Annotated in this window: 26 protein-coding genes; 14 read left to right on the forward strand and 12 right to left on the reverse strand. The window is 66.9% G+C overall.

Going from position 1 to position 22,654, the window contains the following annotated elements:
• Positions 1-13: 13 nt before the first annotated feature.
• Positions 14-619, reverse strand: a complete 606-nt coding sequence (locus tag ACFSC0_RS19535; RefSeq protein WP_377281779.1) for a helix-turn-helix domain-containing protein — start codon at positions 617-619, stop codon at positions 14-16.
• 247 nt (positions 620-866) lie between these two features.
• Positions 867-1,205 carry a hypothetical protein gene (locus ACFSC0_RS19540; protein ID WP_377281636.1) on the reverse strand — a complete coding sequence of 113 codons (339 nt, stop codon included), beginning with the start codon at positions 1,203-1,205 and terminating at the stop codon, positions 867-869.
• Positions 1,206-1,308: 103 nt separating this feature from the next.
• Here ACFSC0_RS19540 and ACFSC0_RS19545 point away from each other — a divergent pair, with 103 nt between their 5' ends.
• Entirely contained in the window at positions 1,309-1,551 is a 243-nt protein-coding gene (locus tag ACFSC0_RS19545) for a hypothetical protein (RefSeq protein WP_377281637.1), read from the forward strand.
• 230 nt (positions 1,552-1,781) lie between these two features.
• Here ACFSC0_RS19545 and ACFSC0_RS19550 read toward each other — a convergent pair whose 3' ends face one another.
• On the reverse strand, positions 1,782-2,273 hold the full coding sequence (locus tag ACFSC0_RS19550) for a hypothetical protein (RefSeq protein ID WP_377281638.1): 492 nt from the start codon (positions 2,271-2,273) through the stop codon (positions 1,782-1,784).
• Positions 2,274-2,464: 191 nt separating this feature from the next.
• Between ACFSC0_RS19550 and ACFSC0_RS19555 the strand changes: the two genes are divergently transcribed.
• Positions 2,465-2,722 (forward strand): hypothetical protein, encoded by a 258-nt coding sequence (locus ACFSC0_RS19555; protein ID WP_377281639.1) that lies wholly within the window; start codon positions 2,465-2,467, stop codon positions 2,720-2,722.
• 306 nt (positions 2,723-3,028) lie between these two features.
• Here ACFSC0_RS19555 and ACFSC0_RS19560 read toward each other — a convergent pair whose 3' ends face one another.
• Both ACFSC0_RS19560 and ACFSC0_RS19565 read right to left on the reverse strand, forming a co-directional pair.
• Positions 3,029-3,430 carry a hypothetical protein gene (locus ACFSC0_RS19560; RefSeq protein ID WP_377281640.1) on the reverse strand — a complete coding sequence of 134 codons (402 nt, stop codon included), beginning with the start codon at positions 3,428-3,430 and terminating at the stop codon, positions 3,029-3,031.
• Between the two features lie 712 nt (positions 3,431-4,142).
• Positions 4,143-4,577, reverse strand: coding sequence for a DUF6678 family protein (locus tag ACFSC0_RS19565; protein ID WP_377281641.1), 435 nt, complete (start codon positions 4,575-4,577; stop codon positions 4,143-4,145).
• Positions 4,578-5,373: 796 nt separating this feature from the next.
• Between ACFSC0_RS19565 and ACFSC0_RS19570 the strand changes: the two genes are divergently transcribed.
• Positions 5,374-5,673 (forward strand): hypothetical protein, encoded by a 300-nt coding sequence (locus ACFSC0_RS19570; protein ID WP_377281642.1) that lies wholly within the window; start codon positions 5,374-5,376, stop codon positions 5,671-5,673.
• Between the two features lie 658 nt (positions 5,674-6,331).
• On the opposite strand, the gene ACFSC0_RS19575 is transcribed toward ACFSC0_RS19570, so the two are convergent.
• A complete protein-coding gene (locus tag ACFSC0_RS19575) occupies positions 6,332-6,757 on the reverse strand; it encodes an MFS transporter (RefSeq protein WP_377281643.1) in 426 nt (141 codons plus the stop codon).
• Positions 6,758-7,094: 337 nt separating this feature from the next.
• On the reverse strand, positions 7,095-7,775 hold the full coding sequence (locus ACFSC0_RS19580) for an ArsR/SmtB family transcription factor (protein ID WP_377281644.1): 681 nt from the start codon (positions 7,773-7,775) through the stop codon (positions 7,095-7,097).
• Between the two features lie 108 nt (positions 7,776-7,883).
• Between ACFSC0_RS19580 and ACFSC0_RS19585 the strand changes: the two genes are divergently transcribed.
• Positions 7,884-8,198 carry an NIPSNAP family protein gene (locus ACFSC0_RS19585; protein WP_377281645.1) on the forward strand — a complete coding sequence of 105 codons (315 nt, stop codon included), beginning with the start codon at positions 7,884-7,886 and terminating at the stop codon, positions 8,196-8,198.
• Positions 8,195-8,551 carry an antibiotic biosynthesis monooxygenase family protein gene (locus ACFSC0_RS19590; RefSeq protein ID WP_377281646.1) on the forward strand — a complete coding sequence of 119 codons (357 nt, stop codon included), beginning with the start codon at positions 8,195-8,197 and terminating at the stop codon, positions 8,549-8,551. Before ACFSC0_RS19585 ends, ACFSC0_RS19590 begins: the two co-directional genes overlap by 4 nt.
• Before the next feature lie 515 nt (positions 8,552-9,066).
• On the opposite strand, the gene ACFSC0_RS19595 is transcribed toward ACFSC0_RS19590, so the two are convergent.
• Genes ACFSC0_RS19595 through ACFSC0_RS19610 form a run of 4 tightly spaced genes read right to left on the reverse strand, consistent with a single transcriptional unit; the run spans position 9,067 to position 12,798 of the window.
• Positions 9,067-9,918: an NAD(P)-dependent oxidoreductase gene (locus tag ACFSC0_RS19595; RefSeq protein WP_377281647.1), complete on the reverse strand. Its 852-nt coding sequence runs from the start codon at positions 9,916-9,918 to the stop codon at positions 9,067-9,069.
• Positions 9,915-11,351: a serine hydrolase domain-containing protein gene (locus tag ACFSC0_RS19600; RefSeq protein WP_377281648.1), complete on the reverse strand. Its 1,437-nt coding sequence runs from the start codon at positions 11,349-11,351 to the stop codon at positions 9,915-9,917. The genes ACFSC0_RS19595 and ACFSC0_RS19600 overlap by 4 nt, the downstream gene beginning before the upstream one ends.
• A gap of 2 nt (positions 11,352-11,353) precedes the next feature.
• Positions 11,354-12,367 carry an enoyl-CoA hydratase/isomerase family protein gene (locus ACFSC0_RS19605; RefSeq protein ID WP_377281649.1) on the reverse strand — a complete coding sequence of 338 codons (1,014 nt, stop codon included), beginning with the start codon at positions 12,365-12,367 and terminating at the stop codon, positions 11,354-11,356.
• An 11-nt stretch (positions 12,368-12,378) separates the two neighbouring features.
• Entirely contained in the window at positions 12,379-12,798 is a 420-nt protein-coding gene (locus tag ACFSC0_RS19610) for a nuclear transport factor 2 family protein (RefSeq protein ID WP_377281650.1), read from the reverse strand.
• A 104-nt stretch (positions 12,799-12,902) separates the two neighbouring features.
• On the opposite strand from ACFSC0_RS19610, the gene ACFSC0_RS19615 reads away from it, so the two are divergent.
• From ACFSC0_RS19615 to ACFSC0_RS19650, 8 genes are all read left to right on the forward strand, one after another.
• Positions 12,903-13,862 (forward strand): LysR substrate-binding domain-containing protein, encoded by a 960-nt coding sequence (locus ACFSC0_RS19615; RefSeq protein WP_377281651.1) that lies wholly within the window; start codon positions 12,903-12,905, stop codon positions 13,860-13,862.
• Positions 13,863-14,384: 522 nt separating this feature from the next.
• The gene (locus tag ACFSC0_RS19620) at positions 14,385-14,543 is read left to right on the forward strand and encodes a hypothetical protein (RefSeq protein WP_377355244.1); all 159 of its coding nucleotides are present in this window, start codon (positions 14,385-14,387) and stop codon (positions 14,541-14,543) included.
• Between the two features lie 39 nt (positions 14,544-14,582).
• Positions 14,583-15,119: a zincin-like metallopeptidase domain-containing protein gene (locus ACFSC0_RS19625; RefSeq protein WP_377355245.1), complete on the forward strand. Its 537-nt coding sequence runs from the start codon at positions 14,583-14,585 to the stop codon at positions 15,117-15,119.
• Between the two features lie 8 nt (positions 15,120-15,127).
• Positions 15,128-15,697, forward strand: a complete 570-nt coding sequence (locus tag ACFSC0_RS19630; RefSeq protein ID WP_377281654.1) for a TetR/AcrR family transcriptional regulator — start codon at positions 15,128-15,130, stop codon at positions 15,695-15,697.
• Positions 15,688-16,398, forward strand: coding sequence for an SDR family oxidoreductase (locus tag ACFSC0_RS19635; RefSeq protein ID WP_377281655.1), 711 nt, complete (start codon positions 15,688-15,690; stop codon positions 16,396-16,398). Before ACFSC0_RS19630 ends, ACFSC0_RS19635 begins: the two co-directional genes overlap by 10 nt.
• 36 nt (positions 16,399-16,434) lie before the next feature.
• Positions 16,435-16,854: a nucleotidyltransferase domain-containing protein gene (locus ACFSC0_RS19640; protein ID WP_377281656.1), complete on the forward strand. Its 420-nt coding sequence runs from the start codon at positions 16,435-16,437 to the stop codon at positions 16,852-16,854.
• 769 nt (positions 16,855-17,623) lie between these two features.
• Positions 17,624-18,169, forward strand: coding sequence for a hypothetical protein (locus ACFSC0_RS19645; RefSeq protein WP_377281657.1), 546 nt, complete (start codon positions 17,624-17,626; stop codon positions 18,167-18,169).
• Positions 18,170-18,277: 108 nt separating this feature from the next.
• On the forward strand, positions 18,278-19,693 hold the full coding sequence (locus ACFSC0_RS19650) for a calcium-binding protein (RefSeq protein WP_377281780.1): 1,416 nt from the start codon (positions 18,278-18,280) through the stop codon (positions 19,691-19,693).
• Between the two features lie 531 nt (positions 19,694-20,224).
• On the opposite strand, the gene ACFSC0_RS19655 is transcribed toward ACFSC0_RS19650, so the two are convergent.
• Entirely contained in the window at positions 20,225-20,554 is a 330-nt protein-coding gene (locus ACFSC0_RS19655; protein WP_377281658.1) for a hypothetical protein, read from the reverse strand.
• Positions 20,555-21,020: 466 nt separating this feature from the next.
• On the opposite strand from ACFSC0_RS19655, the gene ACFSC0_RS19660 reads away from it, so the two are divergent.
• Entirely contained in the window at positions 21,021-22,538 is a 1,518-nt protein-coding gene (locus tag ACFSC0_RS19660) for an ABC-F family ATP-binding cassette domain-containing protein (RefSeq protein ID WP_377281659.1), read from the forward strand.
• The last annotated feature ends 116 nt before the right edge of the window (positions 22,539-22,654 follow it).

A 22,654-nucleotide genomic window follows, 5' to 3' on the forward strand; every position in this document is an offset into this window, starting at 1 on the left:
GTTTCGGCGCGCCTTAACTGACCATCCGCCGCTTCAGCTGCCCTGGTGTGGCGCCGACGATGGTTCGACATTCATGGGTCATGTGCGCCTGGTCCGCGTATCCGAGATCGGCCGCAAGGCGGGCGAGTTCGATCTCGGGCCCAGCGGCTCGTAGGGCACGAAGCAACATTTGGGCTCGGGCAACGCGATGCAGAGCTTTCGGGCTAAGCCCCACCTGAATTGCGAACCGGCGGCGCAGCTCCCGTGCGCTCAGCCCAACACGATCGCTCACGTCGCGGATGGCGCCGCTTGGCAGGCGCCGGATCTGATCGACAGCATCAAGGATCAGGGGGTCAGGAGCGGCAGATACTTCTCGACGCTCCAACACAAGCCAATTCAAGACCTCCAGCTGCTTCTCTGGATCCCTGGTCCGACGCAGGCGTGTCGCCGCCGTACGGGCCAAGCTCCCCCAGGCCTCCTCCAAGAGCAGCGGCACAGCGGCGCCGGGACTGCCCGCGACGAGACCGCCGACCCCGCAAGCCAGGCGCAAACCCACATTGGGACGAGCCAGGCTGACGGGCAAGAAGCAAGCGCGGCTTTGCGCGGGGTGGAGGGAGAGCACCTCGCCGTCCCAGACCATATCGGCGCAGCCATCCGGCAGAAGGCGCAAGGACCGAGCCCAGCCACCAAGGCCGATCCAAGCCGCATCCGCCCATCCGCTAAGATCATGGCCTGGAGCGTGCTCCACCCATGTCGACACCCGGTCGCCTCATTGGGCTGTCGTGCTCAAGGGACGTGACATGCAGGAGGCTCACTCCTCGGTCTCAGCTCTGGGGACCAAGCCGAAAGCTGACGTCGCCAAGTTCCGTTGTCGACCCATTGCTGACCTAGGGGGAAGGCTTACTATAGACCTCCTCCGAGATCGCCACTTCATAGAGGCGGTCATCCCTGGCGGTGGTAGCGAGAAAGCGTCGCGTTTCCTCGACTGATCTCAAGCCTAGCTGATCACCGGACAATCCCTTCAGCGCAGACCAATCAGCGATCTGGTCCATGTCTGGCCGCACTCCGCCATCGACTACTTCGAAGCCATCCAGTCCCCAGATGATCCAGCCCTCGCGTTCAGCCGTGAGAAGAAGGCGGTGCACCTGATCGACGGTTAGCAACTGCAGTCCTGCGATGACCTTCGGCTCTAGTCCGGCTACACGAAGGTGGTCGAACTGTTCCATCTTCTCATCCTAGTGGCTTGAGGTCCGCGTCGCCCACAGCCGTCGCGCTGAGCGATCGCTCCGACCAATTGCAGGGCTACGGATCGGATGCGAATTTTAGCGCATGACAGCCTTGGCCACCGCAATGCTGGTCGTGTTCATCGCCGCATGGTGCGTTTGTGTGCTGGCCTGGTTCTACGCCGTACGCTTCTTCATGCCGATGTGGCTGGTGGGTTTTCGGAAGCGTGAGCGCCACAACGGCTACATGCGAAAGACGCTGGTTGGGACAGGCGTCTTCATCGTGGCCTGGGCTATTGCATTCTCAGCCGGTCTCATCGCGGAGTTATGGGGCGGAGGCTGGAACTGATGGATCGTCCGCTAACCACCCCGCACTGACACCAGGAACGTCCGCAAAGGCAGGCCCGTCCCTCACTGATACAGAGTCCGAGCAGCGCCAGAATGAGACGTTCAGCCGGCTGCCCGAAGCGGACCTTCGATCGGCACCTCGAATTCGAGGCCCCAACCTGCCCTGCTGAACGTCAGCGTTGGGTTGCGAGCGGACATTGAAGAACCGCCAATAGAGCAGACATACGGCCGTCAGCCAGTCCGCCAGAGACCGTACATTCGGAGCATGGCGGGCCACTCCGTGCCGGTCGCGAGATCCAAAGTGTCTCGCAGCCGTTCGTCCGAGACGAGCTCGAGCACTCTCCCGTAGCCGGAGTTGATCCGGCGAAGCACCCAGCATGTCGTCGAGCGGGAGTTTGCCTCAAGTCGCGCCCGCCAGACCTGGGCGCGGCCGTTCTCCGGCACGCTCGCCGACGGCTGCAGCGTGTTTCCCACAATCTTGTCCTGCGGGATTTCGAACACCGGAGAGAATCCCCGGCGATCCAGTCCCTTGATGTCGGACCACCCCCGAGCTTGAAGAACTTTGGGGAGTTCCGAGATCCTGAAGTTCAGAGTCCCGCGACAGAGGGCGTCCGGCCAATCGTCCGGGGCGGTTGGAAATTGAGCACGACCTGGCACTTCCAGCTCACGCGCGAACAAGCCAGCGCCGGCCGCGACAAGTCCCTGGAACACCAGTTCATCCATCTCTCAGCCTCAAGCGCGAAGGGTTTTAGGTGGGCTGCATTGCGCCAGTCAGCGATGTCGAACGAGCTCCGGGTCCCCTTGGTGGGTCAAACCAGACCCGAGTCATACTGCGGATCTGTTCCTTGCTGGCTGTATGCGTTCGGGTTCGAGACGGCCTTCAGTTTCAGGCCAGGATGAGACGGAGAGCAACGATGAGCGGTGCCGACGAGCCAGACGACCTCAGCCAGGCCATCGATGAAGTCTACAACTGGCTGTGCGCTGAAGCCGCGCCGGACGTGCGGGCAAGATTGCATCAGATGTTTGATCCGGATGTTCGTCTGTGCGCCGACGCAGTCGAGGCAATGTTAGAAAGAGACTGGCTCCGAAGGCAGGAGGACGGTCGGCTCATGATGACGAGTAAGGGCCTGTCCGAACTGAGCCAGCGCAGACCTGACCTGCGAGGGACCTGAGAGTCCATGAGTACGGGTCCAACTGGCGCCAGGAGCGGACGTTGGCTCACCCCCCGTAAGCTGACATCCATCGCTCTGCCCCGTCGGGCGCTCTCGACCCTCAGCTGAGCGTTCGGCGCGCCAGCCCACCAAGGCCATCGTCCAAGCGCGCATGAACGTCCGCTTCTGAATGCGGTCCAACTGTCCGCGTGGCGCATCGGGAAGCGACATCTGAGCGTTGGCCACACGGACTAGCGGCGCGAGAGCTACACAGCTACCGCGGCGCGAGCGCCAAAAGTCGCAACTGCGGCTCTCGGCCGAGGAAGCTCACCGACGCTTCTTCTTCGACTCGGCTTCGGCGTGAGCCTGCCGCGCGGCCTCGATTTCTTGAGCGACTGGGCACTTCTTCTCGATGGCCGCCGATGTAAGAGCGTCATACTGCCCCTTGAGGTTTGCCAGCTCTTCCTTGCGGTCGTTGCCGCCGGCGAGGAAGAACAGCGCCGGCCAGAACAGCACCAGACCCACGCCCATGGCGACCGCGTCGTTGCTCGCCTGCCGCTTCTGTTGGCCGGAGACCTCCGCGACCTTGTTTGAGATGCGCACCATCTCCATCCGGATCTGGTCGCAGTCGTAATTGCTGTACTGGATCGGCGAGACGTAGGTGCCGCTGATCTTGTCCGGCGACGTGGCGCACGCCGCGACAATGCTCGCAGCCGCCATCGCGGTCACGATCTTTGAGTTTCTCATAGTCCCCCCTACTGTCGGTCACCCGCCTCCCAAGCGCGCTGATCACACGCTGGAATCGCGAGCTTAGCAACAAGCTTCGCCTTAAGCGGGAGTGAATTCGCAACGTTGGGCGAGGTTCGCTTGTCTGCTCGAGACGAGAGACTGCGCCATCGACGACGGGACAGTCGCCAGCTATCCCTCGCGATGCCCGGCTGCGCGGCTCTTTAGCCAAGCGCCCTGGCTAGGTTCCCCAGGGTGTCTGGTTGCGGGCTTGAGCCCAATGCCCCGTTTCGACCCGTTGACGACATCCAGTTCAGGCCCGGAAGGTGGAAGCGGTCTTCATCATAGGGGCGGGCTCTATGCGACTGTTTCGGCGCGAGGGCGCACGGACCCAACCGAAACCACAGAAGCAGAGATCCTTGAAGCTCTGCAGAACCCCGGAGGCCGCGTCTATCGCATCGGACTGCCGTTCGATCCTGAGTACACCCAGGTCGATCCGAACGATCCAGGCGGTGGAGCCCCATGGGGTTGGTGAGCGGACACTGGGAGGTCGGATCGGACGGAAAAATAGTGGCACCGTTCTTCCCCGAACGAACTTCGATCCCTTGGATGGCCAGGCTTGCTGTTCGTCGATGGAGTGGCTCGTCCATCGAAGACGCGAGTGCGATGAGCTCCGCTAGCGACCCCTTGCGAACGCTTGCCGGTGCAGGATGAACTACGTCTGGCTCAGATAACCTCTGATGAGCAGCCCCTGATCGCTGAGCTCAATCGGGTAGCAGCCGAGGTCACCGAGCACGCGAACCGCTTCATCTACGTTCTGTTCAACGACTTTTGCGGGAATGGTTCGGTCATTCAGGGGCCTGTACTCGTACCGGCGAGGGAACATGAGCCACTCGATGGTGCGTAAGCGGATCGGCCCAAGACTGGCATCGATCCACCCTCCTCCGGGATAAAGGGTGGACTCCCCAGGCTTGAACGCGGGGCAGGGCTCCGGCTCACCCACAAACTTGATGACGCAATGCCCAAGCTGGAGGTCCGCTCGATCTAGGGCGCGGATCAGCTTGCGCCACTTGGTGTTCGACATCAGCGCTGCCCGGGTATGGCGAGCTATGCGCCCTTGTTCTCTGTCCCTCGCGGTGTGGCGGACCATATGCGGAGCTTAAGTTTACCTAAGTTCACTATCCACCCCTCCCTGACACATGGAAAGTCGGCGGAAGAAGGCCTCGCGCTCAGCGATGCAGGTTCCGGGCAGCGCCAAGACCTCATCTCAGCTCAGCGCCGGAAAGCGAACGTCGCTCCCACACCGGCCGGCGTTCTCGCCGCCTGGCGGGCGGGTAGCATCAAAGGAGAGGCGCGCCGCAACGCTTGTGCTGGCAAGGCTTCCAGTTCCAGAAGCCGTCTCGTCGCCAAGCGATCTCAAGGCCCCCATGCTCCAAGAGCCATAACGGAATGGGATCGGCAAGCTCGCTACGATGAGAGGGTGGTGGGACGGGCGAGCGAGCTGGCGAGTGCGATACCTCGCCGTGGCGGCCATCAGCCTTCTACTCTGCCTCCTGTTCTGCGTGATGATAGCCAAGCGCGAGCTCTGCGAAGCGGCTGTGCAGTGGGCGCACGTCGCCCTGCGCGCTTGGTTCGGTTGGCGACGCGTCGGGCACTACGTACCCACCTACTACCAATTCTAAGCTGGTCTTGTTGGTCTACTGGGCTTGGGAGGCTTATTCGTGACTGCCTGGGCCTTAGCTAGTCATCGCTCGACGGACGCGAAGGTCGACCGGTATCTCGCCGCCAGACTGCCGAGGCATGAAACAGTCCTGCCCCAGAGCGCATCGGAACAGGGCCGCTCTGATGACGGAGTCTCCTAACCACCCGTTGCGGACCTTGAGGCCGAGAGGCCAGTATGAGCGACGGGTGTTCCAGCCCGTGAATCCAGCACTGGAGGTAGGTAGGTGAAAGCCGAGGACATTCAGCAAGATTGGACGCAGGATGGCACCTTCCCCGATGCCGACGGAACACACGTCCGCTGCTACGATGACGTCGCGATTTTGGAGCCCACCGCCTCAGAGCCGGACAGCAGTGGCTCGGTCATCGTCGTTCCGGCAGGGACAAGTGGGACAGTGCTCTTCTTCACGACTGGCGAACCCTGCTGGCTAGAACTCGAATATGAGATGGAAGGCATGGTCTTTGGAGTTGTCGAGGCCTCCAAAACCAAGCTTTATCTCCGCAACGATGAGAAGTATTCCCGCTGACGGATGCTTCTGGCTGGCAGAGGATCACTTCCGCAAACCACCCTGCCCTGACACTTGGAACGTCCGCACAAGCGGCCTGACGCTCCGCGCGGGAGGAGTCCGAGCAGCGCCAGTTGCAGACATTGGAATCGGGTCCAGACGCGGACAGCAGCGCACCTCCGCGAGTCGGTCCGTTGCTCTGCCTCTCCGTCGTACGAGAGGATTCCGTGGGCCAAGGTGCGCTATCGGCGTCGTTGCGAGGATGCTGATCGCATTCTTCAGCATATCCTCCTGCACCATTTGATGACCTGCGCCCCGAGGCCGCTCACGGGCCGGGAGCGCGTGGGGAGCCGGCCGCTCGCTCAGCCGTGTCCTCGGCGATGGCCAGCGGATCTTCACCTCGTAGCGCCAGTATGATCGACTCATAGTGCCGCCGGTCGATCCGGTAGAGCATGACGCAAGCGATCGCGATCGCACTCATAGCGGCGCTACCGGGGAGATAGAGCAGCGCGAGGTTGCGCAGCACCTCCGGCGCACGGCGCCTGGCTTGGCGCTTTCCGGGAAGGCGACCGCCGCAAGCATCAACCCGGGTATGACGGCGGCGACTCCGCCCAGCACCTTTTGCAGCGTTACGCCTGCGCTGATCAGCAGCCCCTCCGATCGTCGGCCGGTCTTGAGTTCACTTTGGTGGAATCGAGTAGATCAGGATCAGCGCCGCCCCATCGCACATCGGGGTCACCACACGCTCACAGAACAGCACCGCAATCCGTATGGGGGAGCCATTCGGCGGACGTAGTTCGAGCAGCCGCCTGCTGATCGGCTTGGCGGATGCGGCCAAGCCGGTCAGCATGAAACTGGCGGTCGCCCACTTCTTCCCGACTGCCCGCGACACGAACGATGCCAACACCGCGGCCGCAGCCATCGCGATGTGGCCGGCAAGCGTCAGCACCAGAAGCCGCGACGAGGGCAACTCCCAGAAGTAGGTGTTGAAGTAGATCGAACGGCCGCCGGTAATGCCCTGCCCCGTCCCGGTGAACACGCCTGAGGCCACGATGAACGCGAAGTTCGGGCTCAGGGCACACCCGTACAAAGATTTGCGGAGCATCAGCGTTTCGACCAGGCCCTCCCCCCGACCCATCGTTCGTGGGCTCAGGGACCCGTGCGCCAAGCCAGAGCCATCCGCCACCGATGCGCCAACGCGGGACATAGCGCTTCATCCACGATGGACTGACACTCATCTGCCTGAGGCAGTAACAGGCGGCCTGCATGACCTACTTACGCAACTAGCCGATGGTTGAGATTTGCATGGACGGGGCGCGGCAGCGAGTTCGAGCATGGGAGCCGCCGGATCGGCGCCGACGAACGGCCATTCCGCAAGGGTTACAGCCCAGGCGCGCAACACCTTGCCGCCGCCTGCCCTCCCGGGCGATGATCACGTCCGGCTAACTTCTAAGATCGAAGACTTCACGGAGCGCGCCCCGTCCCTGCTGGGACAGCACCACTGCACGGGACCGCGGGCTTAGCCGGATCCAGCCGCGCTGCAAGAAAGCCTGCTGAAGCGTCGCGCCAAGTCCGCCGCCGAGGTGGAAGCGCCGTTCGCTCCAATCGAGGCACGGACGAACGAGGCCGGCGCGTCTGTCGGTGAGATCGATGGACAGACGGCCGAGCAGGGCTTCGCCCGCGCCTGTCAGGCGCCCGCCCTCTGGGCCCAGGATGATCTCACCTCTCTGCGCCATGCTGTCGGCGATGGCGACGGCCAGACTGCCGGCAAGGTGGTCGTAGCAGGTGCGCAAGTGACGCATGTCGCGGTCGCGGGGGCCGGTCGTCACAGGACGCACGGCCGGCGCCATCGAGGCGACCGCCATGATCCCCTCCAGCATGCGCGCCACCTCCGGCGAGGCGATCCGGTGGTAGCGATGCCGCCCCTGACGCACGACAAGCAAGAGCTCGGCTTGCGTAAGCTGGGCTAGATGGGAACTGGCGGTCGAAGGCGTTACCCCCGCGGCATGCGCCAGTTCCGACGCCGTCAGCGCCCGCCCGTCCATCAGCGCCACCAGCATCGCACAGCGCCCCGGGTCGCCGACGAGGGCGCCGATTTCGGCGAGGCGGGCGATGTTGCTCATGAGCAAGCCTTTAGCACAGGAGACCGGCATCAATGGTTTGATCGCGCCCGAAGCATCAGCCGCGGCGCCGCTGCTAGGCCTCTTGGCTCTAAGCCACGAGGATCGCCCATGATCACCTGCTTTATCCGTTACGACATCGCCCCCGCCGACGCCGACCTCTTTGCCGAATACGCCCGCATGTGGGGCGAAGCCATTCCTCGGGCGGGCGCGAATCTGATCGGCTACTTTGGACCTCACGAGGGGTCGGCGAGCACCGCCTTCGGCGTCTATTCTCTGCCAGACCTTGCCGCCTACGAGGCCTATCGGGCCCGGCTGCGGGAGGACCCCGTCGGGCGCGCAGCCTTCGCCTTCGCTCGTCAGCGCCGGTTCCTCCGTTATGAGGAGCGCCTCTTCCTCAAGCCGCTCACCGGAGCGACCTCATGATCGCAGTGATATTCGAAGTTGAACCGGCCGGCTCAGAGGGCCGGGAGCGTTACCTTCAGCTCGCCGGCGAGCTCGGCCCGCTCCTTCAGAACATCGAGGGCTTCATCTCCGTCGAACGCTTCCAGAGCCTCACCAACCCCGGCAAGATCCTGTCCCTCTCCTTCTTCCGGGATGAGGCGGCCGTCCTCGCATGGCGGAGCCTGCCGCAGCATCGCCTGGCGCAAACGGCGGGACGCGGGGGCGTGTTCGATGACTATCGTCTACGCATCGCGGAGGTGGCGCGTGATTACGGCCTCAATGCGCGCGACGAGGCGCCACCCGACAGCAACGAGGCCCATGGCCTGACAAGCTAGCCGAGCCAGCGTCGGGCGGGGGACGCCAAAAGCCCCCCGACTGGAGCCGCTCGAGTCGAGCCACAGTGAGGGTGAGAATGCCTACCTCAGGCGTACCCCCTCGAGGGCCTGGAGGTGCAATCTTCGTCCATCTCGCGCTTTCCGGCCGAAGTCGGGATTTCAGGTCGTGTGCGTCCCGACCAGGAGTTAGACCAGCTCGCCTCCATCCGCCCGACCAGATCGTCATCCGGAGCGACCCCCGCGGCTGGGTCAGTTCCGCGCCATTTCCGGACTCTGACGCGCGTGCTGGAATACGACGTTCGTGTGCAAGACGTGCCAAAGCGCCCCCCTGATAACTCGGTCACCCGAGCCGCACCGCGATGAGCCAGGCCACCTGGATTTCTGGTGAGGAGGTGGAGGCCTGACGGCGTCTAGGTCCGTCTCCCCGCCTGGCTTTTCCCCAACGCGAAGAAGCCCGCCGGCGCCGGGAGGCCGGCGGGGTTGCCCGAGACCCGAGGCCCCCGGCGGCCCCGCGATCATGCATAGAGCTCGGCCACAGCCGTCATGTTCTTCCCGGCCAGGCCTTGCGCCTTCGCGCGCTCAAACACGCTTCGGGCCGCGTCGCTCATCGGCAGCGCTTGGCCGGCCATGACCAGCAGATAGGCGAAGTCCTTCTCCAACAGATCTATCGGAAAGGCCGGCGCGAATGCGTGCGCGAGCATGCCCTGCGCCGCCGCTCGCGCGGCGGGGCTGCAAGGCGGCGTTTCACCGAGCACCGCAACGAAGCGCCGTGGATCGAGGCCAAGGCGCGGCGCGGCGCCGAGCAGTTCGGCGAGGGCCGCAACCTGGATCCCAAGGAGGCTGTTCACCAGCAGCTTCGCGGCGGCCCCGGCGCCGGAAGGCCCCATGTGATGGGCCGCCTGGCCGAGGGCGGCGAGGACCGGGGTGGCGGCGCTCAGAGCCGCTGCGGTTCCCCCGACGAGGTGGATCAGGGCCCCGGCCTCGGCTTGTCCCCGCGATCCGAGAACCGGGGCGTCGAGCAACGCGATGCGGCGCGAGGCACAGGCCCCGGCGAGCTCGCGAACCCACGCGGGGGTCACCGTCGAACTCTCAATCGCGACGGCGTCGGCGCGCAGGGCGCGCAGGGCGCCGTGCTCTGTGTCCAGCCACACGCTGCGGGACGCCCCGTCGTCGCGGACCATGCCCAACGCGACTTCTGCGTCCGCAACAGCCTCGGCCGGCGACGCAGCTCGCCGCGCGCCCGCCGCGGCGAGAGCGTCTGCCGGGCCGTCCGATCGGTTCCAGACCGTGACCTCGTGGCCGGACTCCATCAGGCGGCGCGCCATCCGCGCGCCCATGGCTCCGAGGCCCATCACCGCCACCTTCATTGTCCCGCCTCGCCCTGCAGCTGAGCCGCCGAAGGCCGGCCATACTGCGCTCGAATGCGCTGCGCCGCCGCCGCCTCGTCGCCGAACGCGGCGGACCCGATGCGCAGCAAGCTCGGCCGGCCGCCTTGGCCCACCCGGCGCGCCACCGGCTCGCCGTAGCGGTCCATGACCGGCGCGCGGCTCACCACGCCGCTGTCGGGCCCTTGGAGGGTGATCTCTATGGCCTCGGCGAAGGGCGTCGGCTCGGCCGGATTGTAGGCCAGAACCTTGTCACCCAACGCCACGACGTCCAGCGGGCCCCAGAGGCTCCACCAGCGTGAGGTCCAGTCCCGCGCGTATCCCGCGGGCGCCCCCTCGTCATGAAAGCGCCGCAGGATGCGAACCGCGCCCTCGATCCAGGAGACGGCGGGCCCGTCGATCGCATTGGCGATCACCGCCAGGCTGAGGCCCGTCTCGGGCAGGGTCAGGACCCGCGTCACCACCCCTTGGAACCGGCCCACATGGCCAAAGTAGCTCCAGCCAGCGGTCTCGCCCACATGGACGCCGAGCCCGTAGGCGCGCCCCAGGGCGCTGTCGTCGTCGTGGCCGCGCGGCTGAATCATGTCACGTCGGGAGGCCTCGCTCAGGAGCGCGCCAGCCGCCGCAGGCGCCAGCCGCCCGTAGAAGCGGGCCATGTCGGCGGCGGTGGCGGTGAGGCCGGTGACGCAGGCGAACGCCTCCGTCGAGTTCTGGCCCGGAATTGTCAGCCGGCCGGCCGGCAGCGCCCCGGTATGGCCACGTGCGAGACGGCTCGGGTCGGACGGCGCGTCCGGCGTGGTTTCCGAAAGGCCGCAAGCAGCGATGACTTCCCGGGCGGTCCAGTCGCAATAGGCCTCGCCGGTGACGGCCTCGATCACCAGGCCGAGCAGGGCGTAGCCATAGTTCGAGTACTTGAGCCGGAGTCCCGGCTCGATCACCGGCGGCCGCCGCAGCTCCTCCAAGACCTCGTCGCGCGAGGGGAACGGCCGAAGGTCGGCGAAGTAGCTGGCGTCGGCCCCATCGCGCGAGAGCCCCGCGCTGTGACTGAGGAGCTGGGTTAGCGTTACGCGCGCGACCGCCGGGTGCAGCCCGTCGACGAAGGCGCCGGCCGAGTCGTCGAGGCGCAGGCGCCCGGCCTCGGCGAGCCTCATGAGCCCGACGGCGGTGAGGGTCTTCGACAACGAGGCGACGCGGAAGCGATGCCGCGGCGTGAGCGCCTCGCCCGTGCCGAGGTCGGCCCGCCCGAACGCCGCCTCCCAGAGGAGCTCGCCGTCCTGCGCCACCGCGACGGCGCAGCCGGGCTGGCGCGCCTGGCGGACCTGAAAGTCGAGCCAGGACCCGAGGTAGTCGAGCGCGACGCGCGTCCAGGCCGCCGAGATGGAGTCCGCGTCCGCGGACTGGGTGGGTTCCTGCATTGTCAGGGCCTCAACGGTCGTCCGGTGGATCTCAGATGGCGCATCCGCTCGAGGGCGTCCGGATGGCGGATCAGCCGCAAAAAGGCCTCACGCTCCAGGGCCATGACATCGTCTTCGGAAAGCCGCGCGCCGAGTTCGGCTCCGCCGCCGCAGAGGATCCCGGCCAGCGCCCGCGCGGCGTTGCGATCGGCCTCCGCGAACGCATTTTCGGCGCTCAGGCGCTCCAGGTCCGGTTCCAGCTCCGCCCTGCGCGAGCTCCCTAGCGCTGCAATCGTGGCCGGCGGGGGCGGCGCGTAGCCTTCGGCCAGGGCGACAGCCCGGCCGCGGGCAGCCGCGAGCAGCGCCGCGCGATCCTCGATCACGACGTCGCCCTCGCCCAAGAGGCCTGCCGCGAAGGCGTCCTGCGCCGGGAAGATCGTTGCGGCGGCGATCACCTCCAGCGCCCGGCGCGCGGCCTCGGACGCGGGCAGCCGGGCCTGCCAACGGCGCAGCGTCTGGGTCACCCCGCCCCATCCGGGGACGGCCCCGATCCAGCGTTCGGGGAAGCCGATCCGCAGGTCCTGGCAGGCGACCACCGCGTCTGTGTGGAGCATGAGCTCACAGCCGCCGCCGAGGGTCAGCCCGTGGACGGCCGCCACCACCGGAAAGTCGGCGTACCGCAACGCAAGGAGCGCGGCCTGTCCGTCGCGCAGGAAGCCCTCGATACGCCGCCACTCGCGCCGCTCGACGCCCTCGATGAACACGTCCAGGGTCGCGCCAGCCGAAAAGGCGCGGGGGTCGTCCGAGCCGATGACAACGGCGCGGAAGCCTTCCCGCACGCGGTCCGGGGTCCGCGACAGGAGCTCCACCACGGCCTCGTCGCACTGGTTAAGGCGGGTGGCGATCTCCAGGGCGAGGACGCCGTCCCCGATGTCCCACAGGGCAGCCGAAGGCGTGGCGTCCACCGGCGATGCGCCGCGCTTGATCTCGGCGAGGCGCAAGGGCGCCTGCGGGCCGGCTTCCATAGACTTGGCCACGGGCCGCTCAGTCATGCTGGAACCGGCGCCGGATAAGGCCCCAGGATCCGTTCGCACATGCTGGAATCCTGGTACTCGCGCATTTCGACGATCTTCCCGTCCTGCAGCCGGTAGAGGAGGCAGTAGTGGTTGCGGTAGGGCTGTCCGGCCTTGGTCGTCATGTCCCCGCGGGCCTCCAAAACGACCCAGTCCTCGTCGGCCAGGATCCGGAATGGAAACGTCCGGCCCTGGGCGGCCACCAGGCTGTTGACGTAGCCCCACAGGCCCTTTCGCGCGGCGTCCTTGCCGTGGAAGCTGCGGGACCAGGAGTTCTCGCCGGTGATCGTGACGACGACGTCGTCGGCAAGGTGCTGCAGGAACAACGTCGGGTCGGCCTCCGCCAGGCGGGCGAAGATCTCCTGCATCAGTCTTTTGTTGTCGGCTGCGTCCATGGGGTTCCTCGTTTGGGGGTCGCGCGAGAATCCCTCCCCGGGCCGGGTTCGCCCAACTCCAAGCGTTCACTTCGCGATGAATCTCATTCATCCTCGCGCGTACGATGCGACTGCCCCCTTTCGACGCGCTGATCGCCTTCGATGCGGTGTTGCGGCACGGCGGGATGACACGCGCCGCTGCGGAGCTGGGCGTGACACAGAGCGCGATCAGCCACAGGGTCCGCCGGCTCGAGGCCTTCATGGGCGCGCCGCTCCTCCGCCGCCACGCCGGCGGACTGACGCCGACGCCCGCGGGGGAGGCTCTGGCTGAGGGCTTGGCCGGCGCGCTCGCCGAAATGGCCGGGCTAAGGGCCCGCTGCCTCGCTGCCGTTGGGCCGAGCCGCCTGCGGCTGGGCGTCGGCGCGGCGCTGGCGCACAACTGGCTGGTCCGCAGGCTGCCGGACTTCGCAGCCCGCAGCCCGTCGCTGTCGATCGAACTGGTGATCGTCGAGAACGAAGCTCCCGAGCTGGTGTCGGACCTGGACCTCCGGATCCTCTGGGTCCCAGCTGCGGAGCTGCGGGCGACGACGACCCAGCGCCCGCTCTTCCAGGAGCGGGTGTTCCCGGTCTGCCATCCCTCACTGTTGCCTGCGGGCCATGTTCCGGGCGACCCGAGCGTCCTTGTCGACCTCCCGCTCCTGCACAAAGGGCCCGCGGGCCGCGCGACGAGCGCGGAGTGGTCCTGGGCGGCGTGGCTGGAGCGCTATCGCCTGCCGGCGAAGCCGAAGGAGAGCTTCCGCTTCGCCAGCATCGGCCCAGCTATCGCTGCAGCGCTGGAAGGGGCGGGCGTGGTCCTGGCGCGCTCCATGCTGGTCCACGACGCGCTCGCCGACGGCCGGCTCGTGCGCATCCTGCCACCAGAGGAGGACCTCGCGTCCAGCAAGGCGCACGTGGTGCGGTGGCCGGGCGCGCTCCGGAGCGACGAGCGGGTGCGCAGCCTGGCGTCCTGGCTTCTGGAACAGGCGGAGCTGACCGTCAGGGGCGACACAATCGCCGGACGGCAGGCGGCGCTCTCGTCCCCCTGACGGCTGGCCGATGCCGTGTCAGGGCCGCACATGACGCCGAGGCGCCGCGCCGGCTGCCGGTAAGCGGCCGGCCACGCAAGCCGGGGCGTTGACGAGCGGCCCCACGTTCGCCGCTTAGAAGCAGACCTCCTGGAGTCCGGACGCGTTCGGAACTTCGCCTTGGCGCACGGCGCGTGAAACGCCATCTCCCGCGAGACGGGCTTCACCGTTGCGGCGCGCCGGCGCCTCGGCGAACGCGCCCGCGTTCTCATCGACATCTCGCGCGGCGAGCGGCAACATCTCGGTCTCGCGCCGGGATTGGAAGAAGCGCTCGGGTCGCTTCGATCCGAAGGCGCTGCCGGATCCGGACCTCGACGCCCTCGTGCGGCCCTGCCTCCAGGCGGACCCGGATCGCCGGCCCACGCTGGCGACCTTCCAGCGCAGGTTCTGGAGGCCGTTGGCCGCCGCGCCCCGGAGGCGCGGGCCCAGGCGGAAGGGCTGCTCAGCGCCGAGTTCGGCCGCGCCGACGCTGACTGGCCGGGCATGGACGCCCGCCTCAAGCGCCTGCAGGCAGCCTGCGTCGCCCGCTTTGGACCCGAGGTGCTGGACCCGCCGGGCGCCCGCGCCGCCGATCGCGTCGCGCGGCGCAACAATCCCGCGCCCTTGCGAGGGCGCGGCGCCTGCTGCGCGGGCCTCGGCTGACGGCGGCCCCCTTCCCCTCAATCCTTCGGGAGGCCGCAAATGCCGCGCGCCTGCGAGCCCTCGCGCCCGGACCTCTACGCCCGGATCACCGACGCCATCGTCGCCCAGCTGGAGGCCGGCGTCCGGCCCTGGATCCGGCCGAGCACCTGGACGGCCATGTGCGCAAGGGCGAGCGGGAACCACCGTCGTCTACGCCGACCGCATGGTCCGCACCGAGCGGGGGAGGACTGCCAGGACGTGGCGCCGCAGATCCTGTTCCCGAAGGCCTCCGTGGTCTTCAACGTCGAGCAGGTGGCGGGCCTGCCCGGACACTTCTACGCCGCGCCTGCCCCGCGGCTGGACGGCGCCTCGCGCATCGCGGCGGCGGAGACGTTCTTCGCGGTCCTGGGCGCGGACATCTGCACCGGCGACGGCCAGGCCAATTGCGCCGTGGGCGCCGACCACGCGGCTTCGGAGATGCCGCGGCTGTATCCGCGCGCTTACGAAGCCGTCCGTGCTGGCGAGATCAATGACGTCCGTGGCCGCCGGATCTTGACACTGACATACCGTCAGCAACAAGTGACATCATGTCAGTAGGAGTGGGAATGACTGTCCAGCGACGCCGGTTGGAGCCAGAAGCCCGGCGACAGGAGATTCTCGAGGCGGCCGAACGCCTCCTGCGGGCTCACGGGCCCGGCGTGCGGATCGACGAGGTTGTCCGCGAGGTCGGCGTGGCGCGCGGGACATTCTACCTCTACTTCCCTACCTGGGATGATCTCCTCGAGGCGGTCAGGGCTCGCCTGTTCGAGGCGTTCGACCACACCTATCCCCTTCCAAGCGAGGTCAGGCGGCCGGTCGATTGGCCAGCAGCCCTGGACTGGCTCGTCGAAGCATTCGTCGACTTCACCGTTGGGCTCGGCGGCCTCCACGACGCGATCTTCCACAGCGACTTCGCCCAGCGCCGGCCCAGCGGGGACGACGCGGTTGTGCGCCTCACCGCCATCATCCGAGCGGGGCAAGAGGCAGGCTCGTTTGCCGCGGTCGACGCCGAACCTACCGCCCGTCTCCTGTTCGCAGCGATCCACGAGGCCACCGACGCGGTGGCCGCTGGCGCGGACCGTGACCGGACGTTTGCGGCGTTGCGCCATATTCTACGGGGCAGCCTGTGCCCCTGACCGCGCCGGTGCTGGTGATCGGCGGAACGCGCGGCGCGGGCCTGCGGATTGTCGAGCGCCTGGTGGCCGGGGATCGCACCGTGCGCGTGCTGGCCCGCGATCCGGCCGCAGCCCGTTCCCGCCTGCCGGGCGGCGTCGAGGTGGTCGCTGGCGATCTCACCCGGCCGGAGACACTGGAGCCCGCCGTTCGGGGCGCAGCGCACCTGGTGTTCACCGCCGGTGCGCCGAGCGGCCGCTACGCGCCTGAGCGGGTCGTGAAGGCCACCGATTACGATGGGGTGCTCCACACGCTCGCCAGTCTGGGGCGGACCGGGTTCACGGGGCGCTTCGTCTACCTGAATTCCATGGGGGTCACGCGCCCGTCGATCTGGGCGATGCTGATCAACCTCCTGAAGCGAAACACGCTTGATTGGCGCCGCCGGGCCGAAGCGGCGATCCGGGAGAGCGGCGTCGACTACACGATCATCCGCGTCGGCTTCCTCACCAACGGCCCAGGGGGCAAGGCCGAAATCGCCGTCACACAGTCGCCTCTCCCCCTGTCGCCGCGCCACCGCATCTCACGGCAGGATCTGGCCCGGGCCTTTGCCGCCGCACTCGACCATCCCCGCGCCTCACGCGCGACGTTCGAGATCACCGCCACCAAAGGCCCGCCAGGCGATCTCGACGCTCGGCTGGCCGCGCTGCAGCCGGACTGTTCGTAAAGCGCCGCACCGAAGAGCGTGCAAGGGAGCCAAACCATGGCGGCGGTCGGTTTAGATCGTTCTACCTGGAGCCGGATTGTTGCGCGCCTCCGCGCCACCGAGCCGAAGCTGCAGGCCGTGGTGCTGTGCGGCAGCCATGCCTGCGGCGAAGCCTCTCCCGACAGCGACATCGACATCATGGCGCTGACCGATGGCGCGCCCCAGAGGTCCGACCGAACGTGGTTCGAGATCGACGCCGACGGCCATCTGATCCACGTCTCCGTGGGGACCGAGTCCCTGGACGGATTCCAGGAAGCGGAGGACGAGCCGGCGCTCTGCGCCCTGGGCTTTCCGGTCGACGACGTCATGCAAGTTCTGTGGGCGACTCCCGAAGGGCGACGCGTGCTCGGCGAAGATCCGAGCGAGCGGCTGCCTCCGGGCTCACCTTCGCTCGGGACTTTGTGGAGTTCCATATGAAGGCGCACGCCGCGAGCGCAGGGGCGATCGGTCAAAGCTTCGCTGGGCGGCGCGGAACCTGGCGGAGTACGCCGCCGGTCTGCTGCGCCCCTTCAACGAACGTGAGCGTACGCTCCCCCATCGAAGCCTTGCGGCTCGCGCTCACCTTGGCGGAGGCTCCCCCGCATTCTCGGCACGACGCCGAGTTATGCATGGGCCGGTCTCCGGCGACGGAGCCCGAGATCGCCCAGGCCGCGGCCCGCTGGCGATCGAGACGCTGACGTTCCTGCGCGAACGGCTGGGCGGCCAAATCTTCGCCTCCGACGACATCAGGAGCGCACTGCTTGATGGCGCGTTGGAAGCGCATGCTTTTTCCAGCCGTCCGCTTGCGGCTTAGCATCTGTTCTGGGCGGCGGCGCTTGCGGCCACGCGGCCTCTCCCTGTCGCGCAGTCGCCCGGGTCAGCCATCAGGCGAACTGCGCTTCGTCAGGGCTTCACGCGCTCGGCCTTCGCCGCAGGCCTGCGCGCTGCTGGTGGATCTCAGCGCCCAGGCCCAATGGAACCGCGCCTTCCAGCGAAGAGCCTTCGATTCGCGGACGCAAGGCGCTCGCATGGCCGCGCCACTCCGATCGGGCCTCCACCTCCACGGTACATCCTGAGGTCTTCGAGGGCTGCCCCCTAGGGAGGCAGGGCAACTCCCTAGAAATGACTCAGAGCCCGAGTTTTCATCGAGGCTTCACCCAGGCGCAGCGATGATGCATGACCGATGACAGGGCAACCGGAGGGACCGATGCGGCTGCTCATTTTGACCCTTGGCTTCACACTGCTGACGGGCCCGGCCGCCCCCGCATCCGGCCTGGAGCGGACTCCAGCCTGTGAGGCTGCGGAAGCTGGAGTTCTCTCGTTCTTCGAACGCAAGCAGGGCGCCCCGATTTTCCACGCTGACGCTCCGGCGTTTAGCGCCAAGTTCTACGCCCGCCTGTCGCTAGAGGATGGTTGGACCGGGCCAACGCCACAGCCCGAGCTTCTCGATAAACTCTACCTCCGGCAAATGGAGTCAGCGTTCACGTGCCGAAATGTTGGCGTCGCCGTCGTCCGAAGGGGCGGCACGGTGCTGCGCACGGGGACGCGAGGTGGCTCGGCAGCTACTGCTTCTCCCGAGGCTCTCAAACATCACCTTAGCCTTCCGATCATGAGCCGTGACGGGAAGGAAGCCATTCTCTTTACAACCAGCCTGCCGAACTCAGGCATCGGCGGCTTTGAGCGTCTAGCGCTCTTGCGGCGCGAAGGCGCCTCATGGGCGGTCGTTAGTTGGAAAGCCTTGGCGATCGGATAGGCCAGCTCAGCTTCGCCGAGCACCCGGCGCGACCACCCGTCGCGGTTGACCCCGACGCGCAAACTCTCACCAAGATGCTCCTCAGGCGGGAGGGCGATCTTGGGAGATGTGCTTGTGTCTGATTCGGTAACAGTTGATCCGGTGACTGTCACCCCTCCGCAGTGGGGCTGGGGATTTGGTTACTTCGAGTCGTTCGTTACGGCAAAGCCGATCGGCTGGGACTTGCCTACGTTTGAAGATGAAGCATACGACGCCGCAAAGTCCGCCATTAAAATCGAACCAAACGTCAATGCCAATGACCCCACTGTTCAGAAGTGGGTCGACACCATAGAAAATGTGATTGCGGACCTGAAATATCTAGCGCTGACCGCAAGCAACAACATGGCGACGATCAACACGCCCCTCGCATATTTGCCAGGGAACGACCCACTTACCTCTTTGGATTTGAACGTTGCGGTTTCGCGCGTGAAATTTGTACTTACGACCGCCGCCGTCCCCCCTCGCGGCGCCGCCACTCAGTGGTCGAGCACAGACGTCAACACCGCGACGGTCACAATCACCATCAATCCCTTTGCGATTACGCAGCCCCAATTCGCTTGGGGCGAGCAGAAGGGAATCAATTATGTGATCTTCCACGAGCTTGGGCACGCGCTCAACGAGTCCATGAACTTCATGAAGCAGCTCGGATATCCTTCTGTCGTTGACCCGTCCTTCGAAGCCTTCGCCAATACTGCTGGCCAAGGTCTCGCAAAGGCTCTCGGTTTCGACTATCCCACTGAAAGTGAGCTGCAAGGCGCCGGCGGGACCTTGCCGTTGAGCACTATCGTCGGTGGAAGCGGCGACGACGTGCTGTTTGACGGCGCAGGCGCAGACATCCTCATCGGCCTCGGCGGTTCGGACACTGTGTCCTACCTCGCCATGACGGCCGGCGTGAATGCATCGCTAGCTCCTCCTCCAGTTTATAGCAGCACGAGCGATGTCTTCCTCTCGATCGAAAACCTGACCGGCTCAAACCTCGGGGACAGCCTTACCGGGAGCGATCTGGCGAACCAACTCAGCGGCGGGCTGGGCGGAGACACAATCGTAGGCGCCGCCGGCGACGACGTCATCAGTGGGGGCGATGGAGACGATTACGTCCTTGGTGGGCCAGGCTTCGATACAGTCATGGGCAACCACGGCAACGACACCGTGCTCGGAGGGCGGGATGGCGACGCAGTTCGCGGCGGCCAAGGCGACGATCGTGTGATCGGCGACGCCGCTGCGGACCTCATCTTCGGAGATCTCGGCAATGACACCCTTACGGGCGGACTCGGCGGAGATAGGTTCTACGCCAACTACCAATCGGGCATCGATGTCATCACCGACTTCAATGCCGCTGAGGGTGACCAGGTAATTGCAGGACCGAGCCCGTACCAAGTCTACCAATCGGGCGCCGATGTCGTTGTCGATTTTCAGAACGGCGCGCAATTGGTGCTGAATGATGTCAGCCTCGCCGCGCTGCAGGCAGGTTGGATCGCAGCCTGACCACATGGGCCGCGCCTCATCCGTATGGGCGCGGCCCACCTTCCCTTCGTTGCGCGGACAAGCCTCGCGGTGCGTCTGGACGAGCCGCCGACTTAGTCCCAACAGCTCAGATATTGACCAGCCTGCCCCGGGCAGTGGGGCCGCGCGGCGACTCCTTCGAGCTTCTTGCTGGGACCGCCGAGCGTGAGCCGCGACGCGATCCGGGCCGCCCGCCGTCCTGAAGCGCGGCGGCTGGCTGGCGGCGGCGAGCGTCGCAGGCCCGAGCGTGCTTGTCCTGCAGCTGGACCGGCCGCCCGGGGTCGCCGAGGGAACGCCGCCGGCGCAGGCGCCCGCCCTTCAGGCGCCTGCCGCACCGCCGGACGTCAAGCCAGACGCCGGTGAGAGCCGCGTGCCCGCGCCAGCGCCCCCTTCGAACGCCCGCACATACCGGCCTGGCCCTCAGTGATGCGGGGTCCGAGCAGCGCCAGAAGGAGACCTCGGCCCGGCGCCTGGAAGACGGCAGCCGCCCTACCCCAGCCGGGACTTCCGATCCTAACCTACCTGCACGCCGGATCGAGCCGCCGTCGCCAACTCCGCGATGGTTAGGTCCCGGTACCTCTTCTCGCGCTTAAAAGTCCACGACGCGAATGGCCACCAGAGAAACGCCCAGCTCAGATCAGCTTCCGTACGGCAATACTCCTCAAGACCGCCGCGCAGAGTGACGCCGTACGCTCGGTGGAGTTCCTCGATGACGTCTCCGAAGTCGTCTCCTGCGAGCCTGAGGTCGTGCCAGAGCCGAGTGTTCGGCCTGAGCTGTTCGACGGGGGTATCGGCGTGAGCGGCGACGATCCCCGCCACATCCCTGGCCGAGGCTGCTGTCATAGGAGGACGTCGCCACGCCTCGCACGAAGCGTCAAGGTCGATTCACCCCCACCCTACCGTCGGCGAAGTCCAGTTCCGGAGGGGGCGCGAAAGGCGTACCGCGCGGCCGGATCGCGCCAGGCGCGGAAGTTGGGTACGCGCCGCGAAGCGGAATTCGCGGGTCTGCGGTCGCGCGGGTTCCCGCCGGCCAATCCCGATGCTAGGCTCCTGCAGTCATCCGACGGAAAGGAGCGCTGCGCGTGACGCTGTTGATCTCGCATCACCGCAAGCGTGGTCCCGTCCCCGCCCTGCAAGTGCGCTTGCAGGGCTGACCAGAGACGTCCACCGGCCTCTGTTTGCCCTCCGCGGCGAGCCAGCCTGGCGCCTCGTGCGCATGCGCTGATCGCCTCCCCCATTGAGCCGAACCGAGCGCCTCGCTTCCTGGGGCCGTCGCTCGTCGTTCGGGGCGGATCGGACGGCTAGTACCTTGATCAACCTTCAGAACCTCGGCGTCACCTTGCGTGAGCCCCTCTTCTCAAACCTCAACCTCGTGCTCGGCGCCGGCGACCGCATCGGATTGGTCGCCGCCAATGGGGCCGGCAAGTCAACGCTGCTGCGCTGCATCGCAGGCGCGCACGACCCGACGGAGGGCGCGGTGACGCGCGCCCGCAGCGTCCGCGTCGGACACGTGGAACAGGAGCCGCCCCCAGGGCTGCTGCAGGCCAGCCTCTATGACGCCGTACGGGACGAGTTGCCCGAGGCCGACAGTTGGCGGGCCGCCCTCGTACTGGATGAGCTGGGCGCGCCCGCCGACCTGCGGGAACGCCCGCTCGCCCAACTCAGCGGCGGCTGGCGTCGCTTGGCGATGCTCGCCCGCACCTGGGTCGGCGATCCCGACGTGCTGCTGCTCGACGAGCCCACCAACCACCTGGACCTGTCCAAGATCCTGACGCTGGAGGCGTGGTTGAAGGCACTGCCGAAGGAGATCGCGGTCGTGGTCGCCAGCCATGACCGATCATTTTTGGATGCCACCACGAACCGTACGCTGTTCCTGCGCCCCGAGCAGTCTCAGCTGTACGCCCTGCCGTATTCACCGGCCCGCGCGGAGCTTGAGCAGACCGATGCAGCGCTGGCGCGCCGCTTCGAACGCGATATCAAGACGGCCCAGCAGCTTCGCCGCCAGGCGGCCAAACTCCACAACATCGGAGTGAATTCGGGCAGCGATCTGCTGACACAGAAGACCAAGCAGCTGAAGCAACGGGCCGACCGGCTGGAGCTCGCCGCCCGTCCGGCGCACGAAGAGCGCACGTCCGGCGCTATCCGGCTGGAGCATCGCACCAGCCACGCGAAGGTGCTGATGTCGTTCGACGACGCCCAGGTCCAGACGCCCGACGGCGTCCCCTTGTTCAGAACCGGCAAGCTCTTCATCCGGCAGGGCGATCGCATCGTGCTGCTGGGCGCAAACGGGGCGGGCAAAACCTGCCTCCTGCGCCTAGCGAAGTCGGCGATCGACGGCGAGACACCGAATGCCGCAGTGAAGGCCACACCATCGCTCGTGCTCGGCTACGGCGACCAGGGGCTTGCGGAGCTGGCGGGCGACGAGACGCCGGTCGGTGCGATCACTCGGCCCTTCGACGTCGGCGATCAGCGTGCGCGCGCGCTGCTTGCCGGCGCCGGCGTCGGGATCCTGGCCCAGGAGAAGCCGATCCGCCTGCTCTCCGGGGGGCAGAAGGCGCGCCTTTCCATGCTCGTCCTGCGGCTCGCCCGTCCAAACTTCTACCTCCTGGACGAGCCGACCAATCACCTCGACATCGAGGGCCAGGAGGCGCTCGCGGCCGAGCTCATGCGCGAAGAGGCCAGCTGCCTGGTGGTCTCCCACGATCGCAGCTTCGTGCGCGCCGTGGGGACCCGGTTCTGGATCATCGAGGGCCGACGCCTGGTCGAGGCGGATCGGCCCGATGACGTCTTCGCTTCGGCAGCGACAGGAGGCGCGGGGCCTGCCTAGGCGCTCTCGCTTCCCTCAGAGAACCGGCACGCTGGGCGATCAGGGCTTGCGGGGGTCGAGGGCGGCCTCGGCCCAGCTACCGTGTACCGCCCTGGCCCGGTCCGCAGCAGAGAAAG

This window comes from Phenylobacterium terrae (assembly GCF_042681205.1).
GTDB lineage: Bacteria > Pseudomonadota > Alphaproteobacteria > Caulobacterales > Caulobacteraceae > Phenylobacterium > Phenylobacterium terrae.